Annotated in this window: 15 protein-coding genes and 1 other annotated feature; of the genes, 12 read left to right on the top strand and 3 right to left on the bottom strand. The window is 64.3% G+C overall.

What is annotated here, in order from left to right; genetic code table 11:
- Positions 1-59: 59 nt before the first annotated feature.
- Both KW825_RS10955 and KW825_RS10950 read right to left on the bottom strand, forming a co-directional pair.
- Positions 60-2,027: an ATP-dependent DNA helicase gene (locus tag KW825_RS10955; protein WP_256353835.1), complete on the bottom strand. Its 1,968-nt coding sequence runs from the start codon at positions 2,025-2,027 to the stop codon at positions 60-62.
- Between the two features lie 144 nt (positions 2,028-2,171).
- The gene (locus KW825_RS10950; protein WP_042654813.1) at positions 2,172-2,414 is read right to left on the bottom strand and encodes a hypothetical protein; all 243 of its coding nucleotides are present in this window, start codon (positions 2,412-2,414) and stop codon (positions 2,172-2,174) included.
- A 185-nt stretch (positions 2,415-2,599) separates the two neighbouring features.
- Positions 2,600-2,724: a sequence feature (His leader region), on the top strand.
- Positions 2,725-2,752: 28 nt separating this feature from the next.
- On the opposite strand from KW825_RS10950, the gene hisG reads away from it, so the two are divergent.
- From hisG to KW825_RS10890, 12 genes are all read left to right on the top strand, one after another.
- Positions 2,753-3,649 carry an ATP phosphoribosyltransferase gene (gene hisG / locus KW825_RS10945; RefSeq protein WP_218329222.1) on the top strand — a complete coding sequence of 299 codons (897 nt, stop codon included), beginning with the start codon at positions 2,753-2,755 and terminating at the stop codon, positions 3,647-3,649.
- Between the two features lie 12 nt (positions 3,650-3,661).
- Positions 3,662-4,987: a histidinol dehydrogenase gene (gene hisD, locus KW825_RS10940; RefSeq protein ID WP_218329221.1), complete on the top strand. Its 1,326-nt coding sequence runs from the start codon at positions 3,662-3,664 to the stop codon at positions 4,985-4,987.
- Positions 4,984-6,054: a histidinol-phosphate transaminase gene (hisC, locus tag KW825_RS10935; protein ID WP_218329220.1), complete on the top strand. Its 1,071-nt coding sequence runs from the start codon at positions 4,984-4,986 to the stop codon at positions 6,052-6,054. Before hisD ends, hisC begins: the two co-directional genes overlap by 4 nt.
- An 11-nt stretch (positions 6,055-6,065) precedes the next feature.
- Positions 6,066-7,199 carry a bifunctional histidinol-phosphatase/imidazoleglycerol-phosphate dehydratase HisB gene (hisB, locus tag KW825_RS10930; RefSeq protein ID WP_218329219.1) on the top strand — a complete coding sequence of 378 codons (1,134 nt, stop codon included), beginning with the start codon at positions 6,066-6,068 and terminating at the stop codon, positions 7,197-7,199.
- A gap of 79 nt (positions 7,200-7,278) precedes the next feature.
- Positions 7,279-7,905, top strand: a complete 627-nt coding sequence (gene hisH, locus KW825_RS10925) for an imidazole glycerol phosphate synthase subunit HisH (RefSeq protein ID WP_218329218.1) — start codon at positions 7,279-7,281, stop codon at positions 7,903-7,905.
- Positions 7,906-7,910: 5 nt separating this feature from the next.
- Positions 7,911-8,660, top strand: coding sequence for a 1-(5-phosphoribosyl)-5-[(5-phosphoribosylamino)methylideneamino]imidazole-4-carboxamide isomerase (gene hisA / locus KW825_RS10920; protein ID WP_042654819.1), 750 nt, complete (start codon positions 7,911-7,913; stop codon positions 8,658-8,660).
- A gap of 127 nt (positions 8,661-8,787) precedes the next feature.
- Positions 8,788-9,897, top strand: a complete 1,110-nt coding sequence (locus KW825_RS10915; RefSeq protein ID WP_042654820.1) for a two-component system response regulator — start codon at positions 8,788-8,790, stop codon at positions 9,895-9,897.
- A gap of 114 nt (positions 9,898-10,011) precedes the next feature.
- A complete protein-coding gene (locus tag KW825_RS10910; RefSeq protein WP_218329217.1) occupies positions 10,012-13,431 on the top strand; it encodes a PAS domain S-box protein in 3,420 nt (1,139 codons plus the stop codon).
- 199 nt (positions 13,432-13,630) lie between these two features.
- Entirely contained in the window at positions 13,631-14,404 is a 774-nt protein-coding gene (gene hisF, locus KW825_RS10905) for an imidazole glycerol phosphate synthase subunit HisF (protein WP_218291461.1), read from the top strand.
- Complete coding sequence (gene hisIE, locus KW825_RS10900; protein ID WP_371315803.1) at positions 14,397-15,032, top strand: bifunctional phosphoribosyl-AMP cyclohydrolase/phosphoribosyl-ATP diphosphatase HisIE; 636 nt, start codon at positions 14,397-14,399, stop codon at positions 15,030-15,032. Before hisF ends, hisIE begins: the two co-directional genes overlap by 8 nt.
- Before the next feature lie 356 nt (positions 15,033-15,388).
- Positions 15,389-15,679, top strand: coding sequence for a hypothetical protein (locus KW825_RS10895; protein ID WP_218329216.1), 291 nt, complete (start codon positions 15,389-15,391; stop codon positions 15,677-15,679).
- 107 nt (positions 15,680-15,786) lie between these two features.
- Positions 15,787-16,101, top strand: a complete 315-nt coding sequence (locus KW825_RS10890; RefSeq protein WP_218292119.1) for a hypothetical protein — start codon at positions 15,787-15,789, stop codon at positions 16,099-16,101.
- A gap of 130 nt (positions 16,102-16,231) precedes the next feature.
- On the opposite strand, the gene KW825_RS10885 is transcribed toward KW825_RS10890, so the two are convergent.
- Positions 16,232-17,854 (bottom strand): acyl-CoA synthetase, encoded by a 1,623-nt coding sequence (locus KW825_RS10885; RefSeq protein WP_218329215.1) that lies wholly within the window; start codon positions 17,852-17,854, stop codon positions 16,232-16,234.
- Between the last annotated feature and the right edge of the window lie 447 nt (positions 17,855-18,301).

Here is an 18,301-nt window from a genome sequence, read left to right as displayed (position 1 = left end):
TTCAAATCTGTCTCTTTTTACCAAGCAGGCCACAGTGACTCAGTCAAATCCTGGGCCGGTTAAGGAAGGCGCCCTAGGACCCTACGCCCTGATACAGGGCTCGTCACCGGCAGGCTCACTCGCCCCCGCTCGAAGAAATTACCCAGGGTCGCCAGCTCCCGGGTACGGGGGATGGCGGGCAGGCTCTTGATGAAGGTGGCGCCATAGGGTTTGTTGACCATCCGTGGATCACAGATCACCAGCACACCGTGATCAGTGCGATCACGGATGAGTCGCCCTACCCCCTGCTTGAGGGCGATCACCGCCTTGGGCAGCTGGATATCGGCGAAGGGATCGCCGCCCTTGAGCTTGCAATCATCGACTCTCGCCTTGAGCAGCGGGTCGTCTGGGCTGGCAAACGGCAGCTTGTCGATGATAACACAGGAGAGCGCGGCCCCCCGTACGTCTATCCCCTCCCAGAAGCTGCTGGTGGCCACCAGCACGGCACGGCCATTCTCCACGAAGGTCTTGAGCAGCCGCTGCTTGCTGTCCTCCCCCTGCAGCAACACGGTGCGGCCTATCTCCCGGCGCAGCACCTCGGCCACCTGCCGCATCACCTGATGGCTGGTGCAGAGGAAGAAACAGCCTCCCGGCGTCTTGTTGATGAGCGGGATCATCAGCTGGGCCAGCGCCTCGCCCCGGCCGAAGGCATTGGGCTCGGGCAAGAAGCGGGGCACGCACAGCCGCGCCTGCTCCCCATAGTCGAACGGGCTGTCGAGGATGAGCTCGGCGCTGCCGGCGAGCCCCAGCTCGGTCTTGAAGTGATCGAAGCGGTTGTCCACCGTCAGGGTCGCCGAGGTAAACACCCAGGCCACCTCGGGGCGCAGCACCTCGGCACCAAATCGCTCGGCCACCGACAAGGGGGTGAGATTGAGGGAGAAGTGCAGCCGCGAGCAGTCATACCAGTAGGAGAAGCCGGTCTGGCTGATGGCCAGCACCTCGCCGAGGCGGGTGCGCAGCTCGCAGATCCGCTCGAAGGCATGATCCAGCTGCTCGCCACGTCCCAGCGCCAGCTTCAACACCTCGTAGCAGAGCCCGAGCGCATCGTTGAGCCGGGCCAGCGCCTGAGCCCAGAGCGGCAGACGCAGCATGTCGCGGGTGTTGCCACGACCGCCGTCCACCCCGAAGGCGAGGCGCAGATCCTGGCTGGCGATGGCGAGCCGGTCCGCCGCCTTGCCGAGCTGCCCCATGTCGTGGGCCTCGGCGCGATAGGCGAGCTGGATGTCCTGCGCCAGATCCAGGATGGTGCGGCTGCCCACCGACTTGCCGAAGTAGTTGGTGGCGATCTCCGGCAGCTGGTGCGCCTCGTCGAACACATAGACCTGCGCCTCCGGCACCAGCGCGCCGAAGCCGGTGTCTTTCACCGCCATGTCGGCGAAGAAGAGGTGATGATTGATCACCACCACCTGGGCATCCATGGCGCGGCGGCGGGCCACCACCAGGTGGCAGTCATCGTAATAGGGGCAGTCGCGACCGAGGCAGTTATCGTTGGTGCTGGTGACGTGAGCGAGGATCTCGGCGTTCTCCTGCAGCCCCGGAATGTCCCCCACATCGCCGGTCTCGGTGGCGGTGGACCAGGACTTCACCTTGACCAGATCGCTCAACACCTCCGGCTTCTGCAGATGGGACTCCCCAAGCAGGCGGTTCATCCGCTCGATGCACAGGTAGTTGCTGCGCCCCTTGAGCAGGGCCACCGGCGGGGTGTAGGAGAGCGCCGCCGTGATGGTGGGCAAGTCCCGGTAGAAGAGCTGCTCCTGCAGATTCTTGGAGCCGGTGCTGATCACCACCCGCTTGCCGGACTCCAGCGCCGGTACCAGATAGGCATAGGTCTTGCCCGTCCCTGTTCCCGCCTCCACTAGCAGGCGCCCGCCACTCTGGATGGCGCGGGCCACCGCCTCGGCCATGGCCAGTTGCGGCGCACGGGCGACGAAGCCATCGATGTGGCTGGCCAGGGGGCCGTCAGGCTTGAACAGGGTCTGTATGGTCAAAGGGGTGTCCCGCGCAAAAGCGGGCATTATGCCAAAAGAGCGGGGAAAGCGGGATCGCTAAATCTCATCCCGACTCTGGGTCTCCCCCTAGGGACGCTCATGATGCCTTTCCTCTGGGCGGGAGAGGCGGAATGCTGACCAGGCTCAGACGAAGAGATCGATCCGATGCTCGGGATCGGGTTTGTGATCATCGCTCTTAGCCCCCTTCTGATCATGCTTTGCCTGCGACTGAGGCTGCTGCCGTGGCTGGGAGCCTTCGCCGTCTGCGCTGGTTTTGCGCAACTTATGCTTCTGGCTGATCTGGGTCACCTCCCGCTTGATGTCGTCCGGGCTCGGCGCGGCCGGTGCCCGCGGCAAGATGGGGAATAACAGGTCCTGGCTGGGCATAGTGATCACTCCTCAGGCTATCTTGTTTAGTTATCGACCAGAAAACCGTTTTCTCCACTTTAATCGGGCAAATCACAATTTCAGGTTGCATTTTCTGTCAAGGCAGGTAGTTTAAATCAGGCGTCAACTACGACATCTTATTTGTAAAGGATTGATTACATGAAGTTCACCCTGCTGAAGACTCATCATCACCATCATCATCCCGACTAGTCTTTCAGGAGGTTGACTGCTGGAAGACACTTAACTGGTGACTTCCAAAAGGACCGCAAGATTCATAAACCCTCGGAAGCACACACTTCCGAGGGTTTTTTCGTTTTTGACTAGAAGGAAATCGAGCAATGGAAACACAACGTCTACGCATCGCCATGCAAAAGTCCGGTCGCCTGAGCCAGGACTCCCAGGCCCTGTTCAAGAGCTGCGGCCTCAAGATCAACCTGCGCGAGCAGCGCCTCATCGCCCACGTGGAGAACATGCCCATCGACATCCTGCGGGTGCGCGATGACGACATCCCGGGCCTGGTGATGGAAGGGGTGGTCGATCTTGGCATCATAGGCGAGAACGTACTCGAAGAGGTGCAGCTCATCCGCGCCGCTCAGGGTCAGTCTTTCGCGGTCAAGACCCTCAAACAGCTCGACTTCGGCGGCTGCCGTCTCTCCCTCGCCATTCCCGATGACGTGGAGTATCAGGGCCCCGCCAGCCTGGCGGGCAAGCGTATCGCCACCTCCTACCCCGGTCTGCTCAAGCGTTTCTTCGACGAGCAGGGCTTGAGCTTCAAGAGCGTGATGCTGGGTGGCTCGGTGGAAGTGGCGCCGCGCGCCGGCCTGGCCGACGCCATCTGCGATCTGGTCTCCACCGGCGCGACCCTGGAGGCCAACGGCCTGAAAGAGGTGGAGGTGATCTACCGCTCCAAGGCGGTGCTGGTGCAGGCGCCGAATCCGCTGAACGACGCCAAGCAGGCCATCATCGACAAGCTGCTGCCCCGCATCCAGGGCATGCAGCAGGCGCGCGAGAGCAAGTACATCATGCTGCACGCCCCGAAAGACAAGCTGGCCGCCATCACCGATCTGCTGCCCGGCGCCGAGCGCCCGACCATCATGCAGCTGGCCGGTGACACCAATCAGGTGGCGCTGCACGTGGTATCCAGCGAAACCCTGTTCTGGGAGACCATGGAACAGCTCAAGGCCCTCGGTGCCAGCTCCATTCTGGTGCTGCCCATCGAGAAGATGATGGAATAAGGAGGGGACACCATGCAGACCCTGATCTGGAAGACCCTCTCCCCCGCCCAGCAGGCCGACGTGCTGACCCGGCCCGCCCTTGGCGACGAGGCCGACATCGGCGCCGTGGTGAAGGAGATCATCGGTGCCGTGCGCAGCCGGGGCGACGAGGCCCTGCAAGAGCTCAGCCTGCGTTTCGAGCGCGCCCCCCGCGAGCAGTTGCGGGTCAGTGAGGCCGAGATTGAGGCCGCCTGCGCGCGCCTGGATGACGATATCAAGGCCGCCATCAACGCCGCCATCACCAATATCCGCACCTTCCACGCCGCCCAGGCACAGCCGGTGATCCGGGTCGAGACCCAGCCCGGCGTGCTGTGCGAGCTGCGCACCCAGCCCATCAACCGGGTCGGCCTCTATGTGCCGGGGGGCAGCGCCCCGCTCCCCTCCACCGTGATGATGCTGGCCATTCCGGCCGCCATCGCCGGCTGCCGGGAGCGGGTGCTCTGCACCCCGTCCCCCGCCAGCGACGAGATCCTGTTTGCCGCCCGCGCCTGCGGTGTGGAGAAGGTGTTCGCCATCGGCGGCGCCCAGGCCATCGCCGCCATGGCCTATGGCACCCAGAGCATTCCCAAGGTGGACAAGATCTTCGGCCCGGGCAACGCCTATGTGACCGAGGCCAAGGGCCAGGTCTCCCGAGACTGGCGCGGCGCCACCATCGACATGCCGGCCGGCCCCTCCGAGGTGCTGGTCATCGCCGACGAGAGCGCCAACCCCGCCTTCGTGGCGGCAGACTTGCTCTCCCAGGCTGAGCACGGCCCGGACAGTCAGGTGGTGCTGGTCACCACCTCGCCGCTGCTGGCCGATGCCATCGCAGGGGAAATCAAAAGCCAGCTCGCCCTGCTCAGCCGGCGCGACATCGCCGCCAAGGCGCTGGGGGCCAGCCTGGTGATCCTGTGCGACGACCTGGATGAGGCCTGCGCCATCTCCAACGCCTATGCCCCCGAGCATTTGATAGTGCAGACCAAGGCGCCGCGGGATCTGCTGGACCGGCTCGAGAACGCCGGCTCCATCTTCCTCGGTCAGTGGACACCGGAGTCGGTGGGGGATTACGCCAGCGGCACCAATCACACCCTGCCCACCTACGGCTATGCCCGCACCTGCTCCAGCCTGGGGTTGGCCGATTACCAGCGCCGCTACACTGTGCAGGAGTTGAGCGCCGAGGGCATCGCAGGCCTGGGCCCCATCGTCCAGCGCATCGCCCAGGCCGAGGGGCTCGATGCCCACAAGAACGCCGTCACCCTGAGGTTGAACGCCCTCGCCGGCGCCTCTCAAAAAAGTAAGCCGCAGAAGGATTTGTCATGAGCATCGCCAACCTGGCTCGCCGCGTGGTGCGGGCCCTCACCCCCTATCAATCCGCCCGCCGCATCGGCGGCAACGGCCACGTCTGGCTCAACGCCAACGAGGCGCCGCTGGCCTACCCCTTCACCATCGAGGGCAGCCGCCTCAACCGCTATCCAGAGTGCCAGCCGGCCGCGGTGGTGAACGGTTATGCCGCCTATGCCGGGGTAGAACCGGAGCAGGTGCTGGTGAGCCGGGGGGCCGACGAGGCCATCGAGCTGCTGATCCGTACCTTCTGCGAGGCGGGTCAGGATCAGATCCTCATCTGCCCGCCCACCTACGGCATGTACGCCATCAGCGCCGAGACCTGCGGCGTGGGCATAGTCGAGCTGCCGTTGACGGCCAGCCGCCAGCCGGACTGGCCCGCCATCGCCGATCGCCTGTCCGATGTGAAGCTGGTCTTTCTCTGCTCCCCCAACAACCCCACCGGGGATCTGGTGGGCCGCGGCGGCCTCATCGCCCTGCTGGAGAAGGCAAAGGATCGCGCCATCATCGTAGTGGACGAGGCCTACATCGAGTTCTGCCCTGAGGCATCGGTGGTGGATCTGCTGGCACGCTTCCCCAACCTGGTGGTGACCCGCACCCTCTCCAAGGCCTTCGCCCTGGCGGGGATCCGCTGCGGCTTCACCCTGGCCAATCCCGACGTCATCGCCATGCTGACCAAGGTGATAGCCCCCTACCCCATCCCCGAGCCCATCGCCCAGATCGCGGCCCAGGCCCTCAGCCCCATGGGGCTGGAACTGATGCAGGAGCGGGTGGCTGAGCTCAACCTGCAGAAGGCCCTCATCAAGGCCGAGCTGGCGGCGCTGCCCTGTGTGCGCGAGATCTTCGAGGACAAGGGCAATTTCGTGCTGGTGCGCTTCACCGATGGCGCCGCCGTGTTTGCCGCCATGAAGGCCGCTGGCATCATCTTGCGGGATTTCTCCACCAAGCCGGGCCTCGAAAACAGCATCCGCATCACCATAGGTTACCGGGGTGAGATGGACGCCGTGCTCGCCGTGTTGCGCGATCTGCCCGCCCCTCGTTTATAAGGATGTAACCCATGAAGACCCCGTTTTTGTTTATCGACCGCGACGGCACCCTGATCGAAGAGCCGGTGACCGACAAGCAGGTGGACAGCCTCGCCAAGCTGCACTTCGAGCCCATGGTGATCCCGGTGCTGCGCGAGCTGCAGGCCGCCGGCTATGTGCTGGTGATGGTGACCAACCAGGATGGGCTGGGCACTGCCAGCCTGCCGCTGGAGAACTTCCAGCCGCCCCAGGATCTGATGATGCACCTGTTCGAATCCCAGGGGGTTCACTGGGAGCGGGTGCTGATCTGCCCCCACTTCCCCACCGACGGTTGCAGCTGCCGCAAGCCGAACCTCGGGCTGGTGAAGGAGTATCTCGCCTCGGGTCGCATCGATTTTGCCAACTCCTTCGTGATAGGCGACCGGCAGACCGATCTGCAGCTTGCCGAGAACATGGGCATCCGTGGCATCCGCTACCAGCCGCAGGATCACGACTGGCTCGCCATCCGTGATCAGCTACTGTCCAAGGGCCGCGTCGCCGAGGTGGAGCGCTACACCAAGGAGACCCGCATCCAGGTGGCGGTGGATCTCGACAAGAGCGGTGGCAACCAGATCGCCACCGGCATCGGCTTCTTCGATCACATGCTGGATCAGATCGCCACCCACGCCGGTTTCAGGCTCAGGCTCAAGGTGAGCGGCGATCTGCACATCGACGATCACCACACGGTGGAAGATGTAGGGCTGGCGCTCGGTCAGGCCCTGCGCCAGGCGCTGGGTGACAAGCGCGGCATCGGCCGCTTCGGCTTCGTGCTGGCGATGGACGAGGTGCAGGCGGTGATCGATGGCCGCCCTCGTCAGAGTGCTGACGCCCCCTCCCTCACCGAGCTGGACGTAGCCACCGCGCTGGATCTGAGCGGTCGCCCCTACTTCGTGTTCGACTGCCCGAGCGGCTTTGGCCGCGACAGCGTGGGCGAGATGGCCACCGAGATGGTGCCCCACTTCTTCCGCTCCCTGTCGGACGCCATGGCCATCACCCTGCAGATGAAGGTCGGCAGCGGCAACACCCACCATCAGGTGGAGGCCCTGTTCAAGGGCTTCGGTCGCGCCCTGCGCCAGGCTATCCGGGTGGAAGGGAGCGAGCTGCCCTCCAGCAAGGGGGTGCTGTGATGGCTAACCAGAACCTCGTTATCACCGATGATGCCTTGATGGTGCCAAGCTCGCAGACATCCATGGGGAGGCGTACCCGATGAGCAATCAGAAACTGGTGATCATCGACACCGGCTGCGCCAACCTGGCCTCGGTGCGGATGGCGTTCGAGCGCCTCGGCGTCACGCCGCTGGTGAGCCGCGACGCGGCCGATATCGAGCGGGCGGACAAGCTGATCCTGCCCGGGGTCGGCACCGCGGTCGCCGCCATGCGCAACCTCAACGAGCGCAACCTGGTGCCACTGATCCGCGCCGCCCGCCAGCCGCTGCTGGGCTTCTGCCTCGGCATGCAGATGCTGGCACAGGCCTCCGAGGAGACCATGTGTGGCAGTGAAAAGCCGGGTGAGGGCTTGATCGACTGCCTCGGCATAGTACCGGGCCGGATCCGGCTAATGGAGGTGGGCAACCTGCGCCTGCCCCACATGGGCTGGAACCAGATCGAGCACGATGAAACTCACCCGCTGCTCAGAGGCATCCCCAGCGGCAGCTACTTCTATTTCGTCCACTCCTATGCCCTGGAGGTGACGGCGGCGACCCTGGCCAGCTGCGACTATGGCACCCCCTTCACCGCCATAGTGGGGCAAGACAACTTCTTCGGCGCCCAGTTCCACCCGGAACGTTCCGGTGCGGCCGGGGCCCGTTTGCTACAAAACTTTCTGGAGCTGTGACAAGGATGATCATTCCCGCCATTGATTTGATTAACGGCCAGGTCGTTCGCCTCTACCAGGGCGACTACGGCCAGAAGACCGAATACAGCAGCAGCCCCCAGGCGCGCTTCGATGAGTATGTGACCCAGGGGGCGCTGCAGCTGCACCTGGTGGATCTGGACGGCGCCAAGGATGCCAAGGCGCGCCAGCTCGCCCTCATCACCCAGCTGCTGTCGGCCACCGAGGCGCCGGTGCAGGTGGGCGGCGGCGTGCGCACCGAACAGGACGTGGCCGATCTGCTGGCCGCCGGGGCCAATCGGGTGGTGATCGGCTCCACCGCCGTCAAGTCCCCCGAGCTGGTGGCGAGCTGGATGGAGAAATACGGTCCCGAGCAGATAGTGCTGGCGCTGGACGTCAACATAGACCCGCAAGGCAATCGCCAGATCGCGGTGGCGGGCTGGCAGGAGAACAGCGGGGTGACCATCGAAGCACTGATCGAGCGCTTCCTCCCCGCCGGCCTCAGGCATGTGCTCTGCACCGACATCAGCCGCGACGGCACCCTCCAGGGCTGCAACGTCGCACTCTACCAGGATCTCTGCGCCCGCTTCCCCAGCGTGGCGTTCCAGGCCTCCGGTGGCATCGGCGGCCTGCAGGACATAGAGGCGCTCAAGGGCTCCGGCGTCAAGGGGATCATCCTCGGCCGCGCCCTGTTGGAGGGCAAGTTCTCGGCGGGTGATGCCATCGCCTGCTGGGCCGACGAGGCCAGCAGCCGCTGAGCGAAGGCAACGTGAGCCCGCTGCCCGCGGGCTCACGACTGGCGCGCCGTCGAGTCTGAGCCATCATTTATCCCTTAGTGACAATCGACTCTATACTCGACTGACCCATTTGCGTCGCGGAGGCGCCATGTTCACAGCCCAAGCCGCCACCATCCTGATCGTCGACGATGCACCCGAGAATTTGATGGTACTGACCGATCTGCTCACCCCCACCTACCGTGTGCTGGCCGCCCAGGGGGGCGAGAAGTGCCTGCGCATTGCCACCGGCTCGGCCCGGCCGGATCTGATCCTGCTGGACGTGATGATGCCGGACATGGACGGTTACGAGGTACTGCGAAGGCTGCAGTCAGATCCCTCCACCAGTTCCATTCCCGTGGTGCTGCTCACCGCCCTCTCCGATCCTCGCAGCGAGGAGCAGGGGCTGGCCCTCGGCGCCACCGATTACATCACCAAGCCCATCAACCCCGCCATCGTCCAGGCCCGTGTACGCACCCAGCTGGAGGCCAAGCAGGCACGGGATGGGCTGCAAAGCCAGAACGCGCTGCTGGAGGCCGAGGTGGCGAGGCGCATGACGGAAAATGATCTGATCCAGCAGGCCTCCATCCGCGCCCTCGCCCATCTGGCGGAGATCCGGGATCCCGAGACCGGCAATCACATCCTGCGCACCCAGCTCTATGTGCGCCAGCTCGCCATCGGTCTGGCGAGCCACCCCCGCTTCACCGACACCCTGACCCCCGCCTACATAGAGCTGCTGAGCCGCTCGGCCCCCCTGCACGACATCGGCAAGGTGGGGATCCCGGACCAGATCCTGCTCAAGCCGGGCAAGCTGACCCCCGAGGAGTGGCCCGTCATGCGCACCCATGCCAAGCTCGGCAGCGACGCCATCGAGGAGGCGGAGCGCGACATAGAGCAGCCGCTGGCCTTCCTCACCCTGGCCAAGGAGATAGCGCACTGGCACCACGAGAAGTGGGACGGCAGCGGCTATCCGGACGGGTTGAACGGCGATGCGATCCCGGTGTCGGCCCGTCTGATGGCGCTGGCCGATGTGTTCGACGCCCTCATCAGCGCCCGGGTCTACAAGCCCGCCATGTCGTACCAGCAGGCGCGCAGCCTGATCCTCGAGGGCTGCGGGCTGCACTTCGATCCGGACGTGGTGGCCGCCTTCGACGAACAGTTCGAGCAGTTCATCGCCATCGCCGAGCGCTACCGGGACGATCACGAGGTGCCCCATGATTAAGCGTCTCCCGCTCAGGATGCCTGTATCCCCCCTGCGGCGGCATCTCCTCGCCATCCGGCCTGGACAATGCCCCCAATCCCCCGAGATCCCCAAGCTACCTGCGGAGCCTGCCCCATGAAGTGGTCATTCCCTCTGGATAGGCATCAACGGATAGGCGCCTGCCTGCTGGCCATACTGATGCCCCTGTTCGTCTTGCTGATCCGGCTCCAGCTGCCCATTCCCGTCGAGGAGCGGCCGCTGCTGGTGCTCTTCATGCTGCCCATCATCATCTGCGCCCTGCTGGGAGGGCTGCTGCCGGGGCTCATCAGCACCCTCAGCGTGGCCCTGATGACCGCCTATCTGCTCCTGCCGCCACGCTATGAGCTGTTCATCGCCAGCGGGCAGGATCAGGTGCAGTGGGGTCTGCTCATCGCCAACGGTTGCCTCATCAGCCTGCTGAGCGCGGCCATGCACCGCTCCCGCACCCGGGAGAACCAGCGCTGGCAGGAGCTGCTGAACACCCAGTCCCGACTGCAGCAGAGCGAGAAGCGTTTCCAGGCCACCTTCGAGCAGGCCGCCGTCGGCATCGCCCTGGTCTCCCCCACGGGGCGCTGGCTGCGGGTCAATCAGCGGCTGTGCGACATGGTGGGCTACCGAGCCGATGAGCTGATGGAGATGAGTTTTCAGCAGATCACCCACCCGGACGACCTCTTCATCGATCAGAGCTATGTCGATCAGGTGCTGGCCGGCGAGCGCCAGCACTACGCCCTGGAGAAGCGCTACCTGCGCAAGGGGGGCGAGGCATTCTGGATCACCCTGACGACCACTCTGGTCAAGGATCCCCAGGGAAAGCCGGACTACTTCATCTCCATCATCGAGGACCACCAGCAGCGCAAGGAGACCGAGGCGGCCCTGCGCCGGAACGAGGTGATCCTGCGCGAATCCCAGCGGCTGGCCAAGATCGGCAACTGGCGCTGGCACATCGCCCAGGATACCCACTACTGGTCCCCGGAGATCTTTCGCATCTATGGCCGGGATCCGGCGCTCCCCCCCGCCGTCTATCCCGAGGTGAAGGACTATTTCACCGAGGCGGCATGGCTCACCCTGAGCGAGGCCGTGGATCGCTGCCTGCAATATGGCACCCCCTATGAGTGCGATGCCGAAGTCGTCACCCCCGGCGGGGAAGCCGTCTGGATCATCGCCCGTGGCGCCGCCATACGGGACGACGGCGGCGCCATCGTGGAGCTGTATGGCACAGTGCAGGACATCACCGAGCGCAAGCTGGCCGAGCAGCAACTGCGGCAGCTGTCGCTGGCCCTGGAGCAGAGCCCGGACGGGATCTTCATCACCAACACGGCATCCTGCATCGAATATGTCAACGCCGCCTTCCTGGCTGCCAGCGGCTACCAGGAGGAGGAGGTGCTGGGGCAGCCCCCCCAGCTGTTCGACTCCGGCCTCACCCCGCCGGCCACCCATGTCGCCCTGCGGGATGCCCTCAAGCAGGGCCAGCGCTGGCACGGGGAGTTCACCAACAGGCGCAAGGATGGTTCCCACTATCAGGTGATGGCCTCCGTCTCCCCCATTCGACGGGAGCATGCCCAGGTGACGCACTTCGTGACGGTGCAGGCCGACATCACCGAGAAGAAGCAGCTCGGGGAGGAGCTGGATCAGTACCGCTTCCACCTGGAGGAAATGGTCAGCGAGCGCACCCAGCAACTGGCGCAGGCCCATCAGCGCGCCGAAAGCGCCAACCAGGCCAAGAGCGCCTTCCTCGCCAACATGAGCCACGAGATCCGCACCCCCATGAATGCCATCCTGGGCCTCACCTACCTGCTCAAGCGGGATGCCAAGGAGATCGCCCAGCACAATCGGCTGGAGAAGATAGACAACGCGGCCCAGCACCTGCTCACCCTGATCAACGACATCCTGGATCTCTCCAAGATAGACGCGGGCAAGATGGTGCTGGAATGCCACGACTTCTCCCTCGTCGCCATGTTGGATAACGTCTGCGCCCTGATGGACGAGCAGGCTAGTGCCAAGGGGCTCGACATTCAGGTCGATCTCGGCGGCACCCCGGTCTGGCTCAACGGCGACATCACCCGGCTGCGCCAGGCCCTGCTCAACTATGCCGGCAATGCCATCAAGTTCACCGATACGGGCACCATCACCCTGAGGGTGCGGATGCTGCGCAAGCTGGTCAGCGGCTATCTGCTGCGCTTCGAGGTAGAGGACAGCGGCATCGGCATCACCGAGTTCCAGCGCGAGAAGCTGTTCCAGGCCTTCGAGCAGGCCGATGTCTCCACCACCCGCAAGTACGGCGGCACCGGCCTCGGGCTCGCCATCACCAGCCGGCTGGCCAGGCTGATGGGGGGTGAGGTCGGGGTCGACAGCACCCCCGGCAAGGGCAGCTGCTTCTGGTTCACCGCCCAGCTCGCCCCGGGCAAGAGCATCCCCCTGCCGGCGGTGCTGCCGAGTCAGCCCAAGCAACCCTTCTTCTCCCCCCACCCGGCGCGCCTGCTGCTGGTGGAGGACAACGCCATCAACCGCGAGGTGATCACCGAGCTGCTCACCGGCAGCGGCCTCACCATAGAGACGGCAGTCAACGGCCTGGAGGCGCTGGACAAGATCCGCGACCAGTCGTTCGATCTCATCCTGATGGACATTCAGATGCCGTTGATGGATGGCTACAGCGCCACCCGCGCCATCCGGGCCCTGCCGGGTCAGGATCAGGTGCCCATACTGGCGCTCACCGCCAGCGCGTTCGAGGAGGACAGGAAGGCCTGCGAGAGCGCCGGCATGAACGACTTCATCACCAAGCCCGTGACCCCCGCCAGGCTGTTCGAGGCACTGCGGATGTGGCTGCCGGCGGGCGCCCCGTCGCAGGCCCCCAGCCGTCAGGTCGAACACCTGTCTCCTCCCCTCGCCCGTCTGCAGGAGCTGCCCGGCTGGGATATGGCGCAGGGGCTGGCGGCGCTGCAGGGGGATCAACAGAAGTACCTCAGGCTGCTGCGCTTCTTCGCGGTCCAGCATCAGGGCGACACCGAGCGCCTGGCCGGGTGCCTGGCCGAGGGCGATCACGCCGGGGCCCTGGGGCTGGCCCATAGCCTGCGCGGCGCCGCCGCGACCCTGGGCCTGACCAGTCTGGCCGAGCAGGGACTGCAGCTGGAGCGGGTCCTGAGGGCCGGCGAAGAGGATCTGCTGGCCGCCCTGATCGGCGGCATTGGCCGGGATCTGGTCGAGCTGGCAAACCGGCTGGGCAGCGAGGACGAGCCGGAGGATGCCGCCTCCCCCCTGCCGAGCAGCCACTGGCAACAGCAGTTGTTGCGCCAGCTGGAGGCCTTGCTGGCCCAGAGCGACACCGCCGCCATCACGCTGTTCGAGCAACATGCCGGCGCCCTGCTCACCGGTCTCGGCGAGCGGGGCACCCTGCTGGCACAGCAGCTGCAAGGATTCGATTTCGACGGTGCCCTGCTCACCGTCAGGGGACTGAAACAGACAGAAGACGGCCTGCTGGCCTTCCACTCGGAGGGATCCGGCGCCATCACCCGGCATTGAGGAATAGCGGAGAAAGGGTTGGATCGGGGTACTCACTCATGCTTATAGTGTGGGCTCTCCCGCCGCGGCCGGCCTTGCCACTTCGCCAGATGGGGCCTGCGGTTGCACCATGCCAACCCCCTTTATCCAGGATCGCGAGAACGCCAGCGTCAGCTGGCCGAATCGATTTGTTAACCGTGCTTTACATGGAGCAACGAGCATGTTGTCAAAGCGTATTATCCCCTGTCTCGACGTCAAAGACGGCGTGGTGGTCAAGGGAGTGCAATTTCGAAATCACGAAGTCATGGGGGGCATAGTCGAACTGGCCCGCCGCTACGCCGAGGAGGGCGCCGACGAGCTGGTGTTCTATGACATCACCGCCTCGAGCGATGCCCGGGTGGTGGACAAGAGCTGGGTGAGCCGGGTGGCGGAAGTCATCGACATCCCGTTCTGCGTCGCCGGCGGCATCAAGAGCGTGGAAGATGCGCGCCAGATCCTGGAGTTTGGTGCCGACAAGGTCTCCATCAACTCCCCGGCCCTGGCCGATCCCAGCCTGATCAGCCGGCTGGCCGAGCGCTTCGGCGTGCAGTGCGTGGTGGTGGGCATCGACTCCTACTTCGACGCGCAGAGCGGCCAGTATCAGGTCAAGCAGTTTACCGGCGACGAGAGTCGCACCCGCACCACCGCCTGGACCACCCTGGAGTGGGTCAAGGAGGTGCAGGCCCGCGGCGCGGGGGAAATCGTGCTGAACGTGATGAATCAGGACGGCATGCGCCAGGGCTATGATCTCGAACAGCTGAAACTGGTGCGGGCCCTGTGCAAGGTGCCCCTCATCGCCTCCGGCGGTGCCGGCACCATGGCGCATTTTCTCGATGCCTTCACCCAGGCCGATGTGGACGGGGCCCTCGCCGCCTCAGTGTTCCACAAGGGCCTTATCCCCATTCCCGAATTGAAACGCTGGCTGAAAAACGAAGGAGTCGCCATCCGTGAGTAATCAAGATGTTATGAACCAGGTCCCGCTCATCGAGCGCCTGGACTGGGCCAAATGTGATGGCATGATCCCCGCCATCGTCCAGCATGCCGCCAGCGGCGAGGTGCTGATGCAGGGCTTCATGACCCGCGAAGCCCTGGAGAAGACCCAGGCCACCGGCCAGGTCACCTTCTTCAGCCGCAGCAAGCAGCGCCTCTGGACCAAGGGGGAGAGCTCGGGCCATGTGCTCAAGCTGGTCGCCATCAGCACCGACTGCGATCAGGACTCCCTGCTGGTCGCCGCCGATCCGGTCGGCCCCACCTGCCACCTGGGCACCCCCTCCTGCTTCGACGGTCACCCGCTGCCGCCGCTCGGCTTCCTCGCCGAGCTCGAGCAGATCCTGGCGGCGCGCAAGGGGGCAGACCCGGCTACCAGCTACACCGCCAGCCTCTACGGCAAGGGTACCAAGCGCATCGCCCAGAAGGTCGGTGAAGAAGGGGTAGAGGTGGCGCTTGCCGCCATGGCCAAGGATCGGGAGGAGCTCATCAACGAATCCGCCGACCTGCTCTATCACCTCACCGTGTTGCTGCAAAACGAAGGCCTCGGCCTGCAAGACGTGGTGCAGCGTCTCCATGAGCGCCACAACAAGTGATCAACGAATCCATGTTGACCCAGCTCTACCACCTGACAGTGCTGCTGCAAAACGAAGGGCTGGGATTGAAGGATGTGGTGCAACGGCTGTATGAGCGCCACAACAAGTAGTCTTTGAACTGATATAAAAAAACGGGCCCGCTGGCCCGTTTTTTTATGCACCAGCGTCACCACCCTCCTCGTGGGAGGATTGACGCCTTTCAAGCCTATTTCTCGGGGATTAGCTCCGTTCGCCTGAGCGGGCTGGCGTGCCAGGACAGGCCCCGAACATGATCCAGCCCCCTGTACAGGGAGTCGCGCTCCCCTGAGTTGGCGGCGATAATGGCGAACCGCCCTCATCTCCCCAAGTCAGGCTCAATGAACAAATTTCAGGTTTTCTCCACCCCGGCGGCACCCGCCGCCTTCACCTTGCTCGACATGGCGTCGGCCAGCTTTCTGGCAGACAAGGCCGTCTTGCTGGCACAGGGATTCGAGGTCATCGGCGAACCCATACTGGCCGCCGATGCCCGCGCGGCGGCCGAATCCCATCGGCTCAACATGGCCGATCCCAGCCGCCCCTATGGCGGCTTCACAGCCACCGGGGCTTTTGTTTATACGCTGCTCCATGCCCCCCGGCTGTTTGGCAAGGGCAAACCGCCAAGGCGCTGACTGAAGCGAGTCTGAACAAAGGCCCCTTTTGGCGCCGCACATGGGGCCTGCCCAGCGGGAGTGCCCCCATGGATAATGGCGCGGCACAGTCCATCGCCAGAGGCCCTATGAGCAAATACCAGTTCTTCCGCCTGGGACAAGATCCCGCCAGCGTCACCTTCCTGCTGATGTCATCCCCCTCCTTCTTGCCCGCCAAGGCGCAACTGCTTGAGCAGGGCTTCGAGGTGGTGGGGGATTACATCGAGGCAGACAACGATCGCGAGGCCCTCGACACCTTTCGCAGCGGCATGATCGAACCCTTGACGCAATACACCAAGGCCACCGAGGAGGGAGGGCTTTATTACTTCATCACCGGCCTGTGTGAGGAGCTGAGCAAGCGCATCAAGGGCGGTAAATCCCCCCGCCGATCGGCTCGGGGATGACAGGTCCCTTATCCTATATTGCCTCCCCCCAGCAGAGCGCCTGCTGACCGCGCTACAATGGCCCGCCGCGGGCTTTGCACCGACGATAAAAAAACGGGCCCCTGGGCCCGTTTTTGATGGCAAACCAGCCTCACTCCAGCTGCTGGCGCAGCACGTATTTTTGCACCTTGCCGGTGGAGGTCTTGGGCAGCGGGGTGAAGATGATGCGCTTGGGGGCCTTGAAGTGGGCCATCTGCTCGCGGCAGAACGCGATCAGCTCCGCCTGGCTCAACTCCCTGCCTTCCTTGAGCTTGACGAAGGCGCAGGGCACCTCCCCCCACTTCTCATCGGGCATGGCGATCACCGCCGCCTCGTCCACGTCGGGATGGCGATAGAGCACATCCTCCACCTCCAGGCTGGAGATGTTCTCCCCGCCCGAGATGATGATGTCCTTGGATCTGTCCTTGATCTCCACGTAGCCGTCCGGGTGCCAGACCGCCAGATCGCCGCTGCGGAACCAGCCTTCCGCCATCGCCTCCTCGCTGGCCGCGGGATTCTTGAGATAGCCCTTCATCACCACATTGCCGCGCAGGAAGATCTCCCCCAGGGTCTTGCCATCCTGGGGCACCGGCTCGCCGCTGACGGGATTGGCGACCCGCATCTCCCCCTGCAGCGGTGAGGCCACCCCCTGGCGCGCCTTGAGCCGCGACAGGACGGTGGCATCCTGCCCCTGCCAGTTGCGCTGGGGCTCGCACACCACACAGGGGCCATAGGTCTCGGTCAAGCCATAGGTGTGAGTCACCGCTATCCCCATCGCCTCCATGCCGGCGATCACCGTGGCCGGTGGCGCCGCGCCGGCCGTCATCACCTTGATGGGGTGATCCAGCCCCTGCTTGAGCGCCTCGTCGGCGTTATTGAGCATGTTGAGCACTATGGGGGCCGCACAGAAGTGGCTCACCTTGTGGGTATGAAGGGCCTCATAGATGGCGCCCGCCTGCACATGGCGCAGGCAGACACTCACCCCGGCTGTGGCCGCCATCGTCCAGGGGAAGCACCAGCCGTTGCAGTGGAACATCGGCAGGGTCCACAGATAGACGGGATGCTTGGGCATCTCCCAGGAGAGCACGTTGTTGATGGCATTGAGGTGGGCCCCGCGATGGTGATAAACCACCCCCTTGGGATTGCCGGTGGTGCCCGAGGTGTAGTTGAGGGAGATCGCCTGCCACTCGTCCCTCGGCAGCCAGCCGGGCTCCTCCCCATCGCCCGTGGCGATGAAGGCCTCGTAGTCGAGCTCGCTTACCAGCGCTCCCTGCTGATAGAGGGGATCGTCGATGGCGATGAGCAGCGGCGCGGCGTCGAGCAGGGCCAGCGCCTTGCCGACCACGGCGCCAAACTCCCTGTCCACCAGCAGCACCTTGCTCTGGGCATGCCGGAAGATGAAGGCCATGGACTCGGCATCGAGCCGGGTGTTGATGGTGTTGAGCACGGCGCCGCTCATGGGCACCCCGAAGTGGGCCTCTAACATTTCCGGAATATTGGGCGCTACGATGGAGACCGTGTCCCCCTCGCCTATCCCGTGCCGGCGCAGGGCGGAGGCGAGCCGGCGACAACGAGCCTCGGTCTCGGCCCAGGTGCGGCTGAGGGGGCCGTGGATCAGCGCCGGATAGTCGGGATAAACCCGGGCCGCCCGCGTCAGAAAACTCAAGGGGGTCAGGGCCTCGAAATTGGCGGCGCTCTGGTCGAGGCCAATCTCATAGATGTTCTGCTCTGTCATCGGGTTCCTTCCTCATATGTGGCACAAAGCGGGTGACATGCCGTGGCCGCACCGCGGCCGGGAAACCGCGCCGGGCATCATGCGGTGGCGGGTTTCTGATGGGAATGGCAGCGTATCAGGGGCCACCGGCGGCAGGTATTAGCAAAACGTCTTAGTGAGCCGCGGGCACAGGGCGCCGATGAGCGCCGCCCGACATCGGATCCGGGTGCATGTATTTTCATGATATCCGGGGTGACGCCGCCTCATATATTTACGGTCAGAATAAACCCCCAAACAATATGCATTGACCGTGCTGCCCATACGCTCCCTATGACATATTTACCACATGGGCATTTGTTGTTATTTATATCCATCAAAAACCAGGAAATAGTTATGACTTATTTGAATGGGGAAGGCAGAACTTAATGGTCACAGACGACCATGCCCAAGGAAATATATTTTGTGAGC

It is taken from the genome of Aeromonas sp. sif2433, assembly GCF_019218705.1.
GTDB classification, from domain to species: domain Bacteria; phylum Pseudomonadota; class Gammaproteobacteria; order Enterobacterales; family Aeromonadaceae; genus Aeromonas; species Aeromonas encheleia.
Note: the sequence above shows the minus strand (reverse complement) of the source record. Positions and strands in the feature narration are given on the sequence as shown.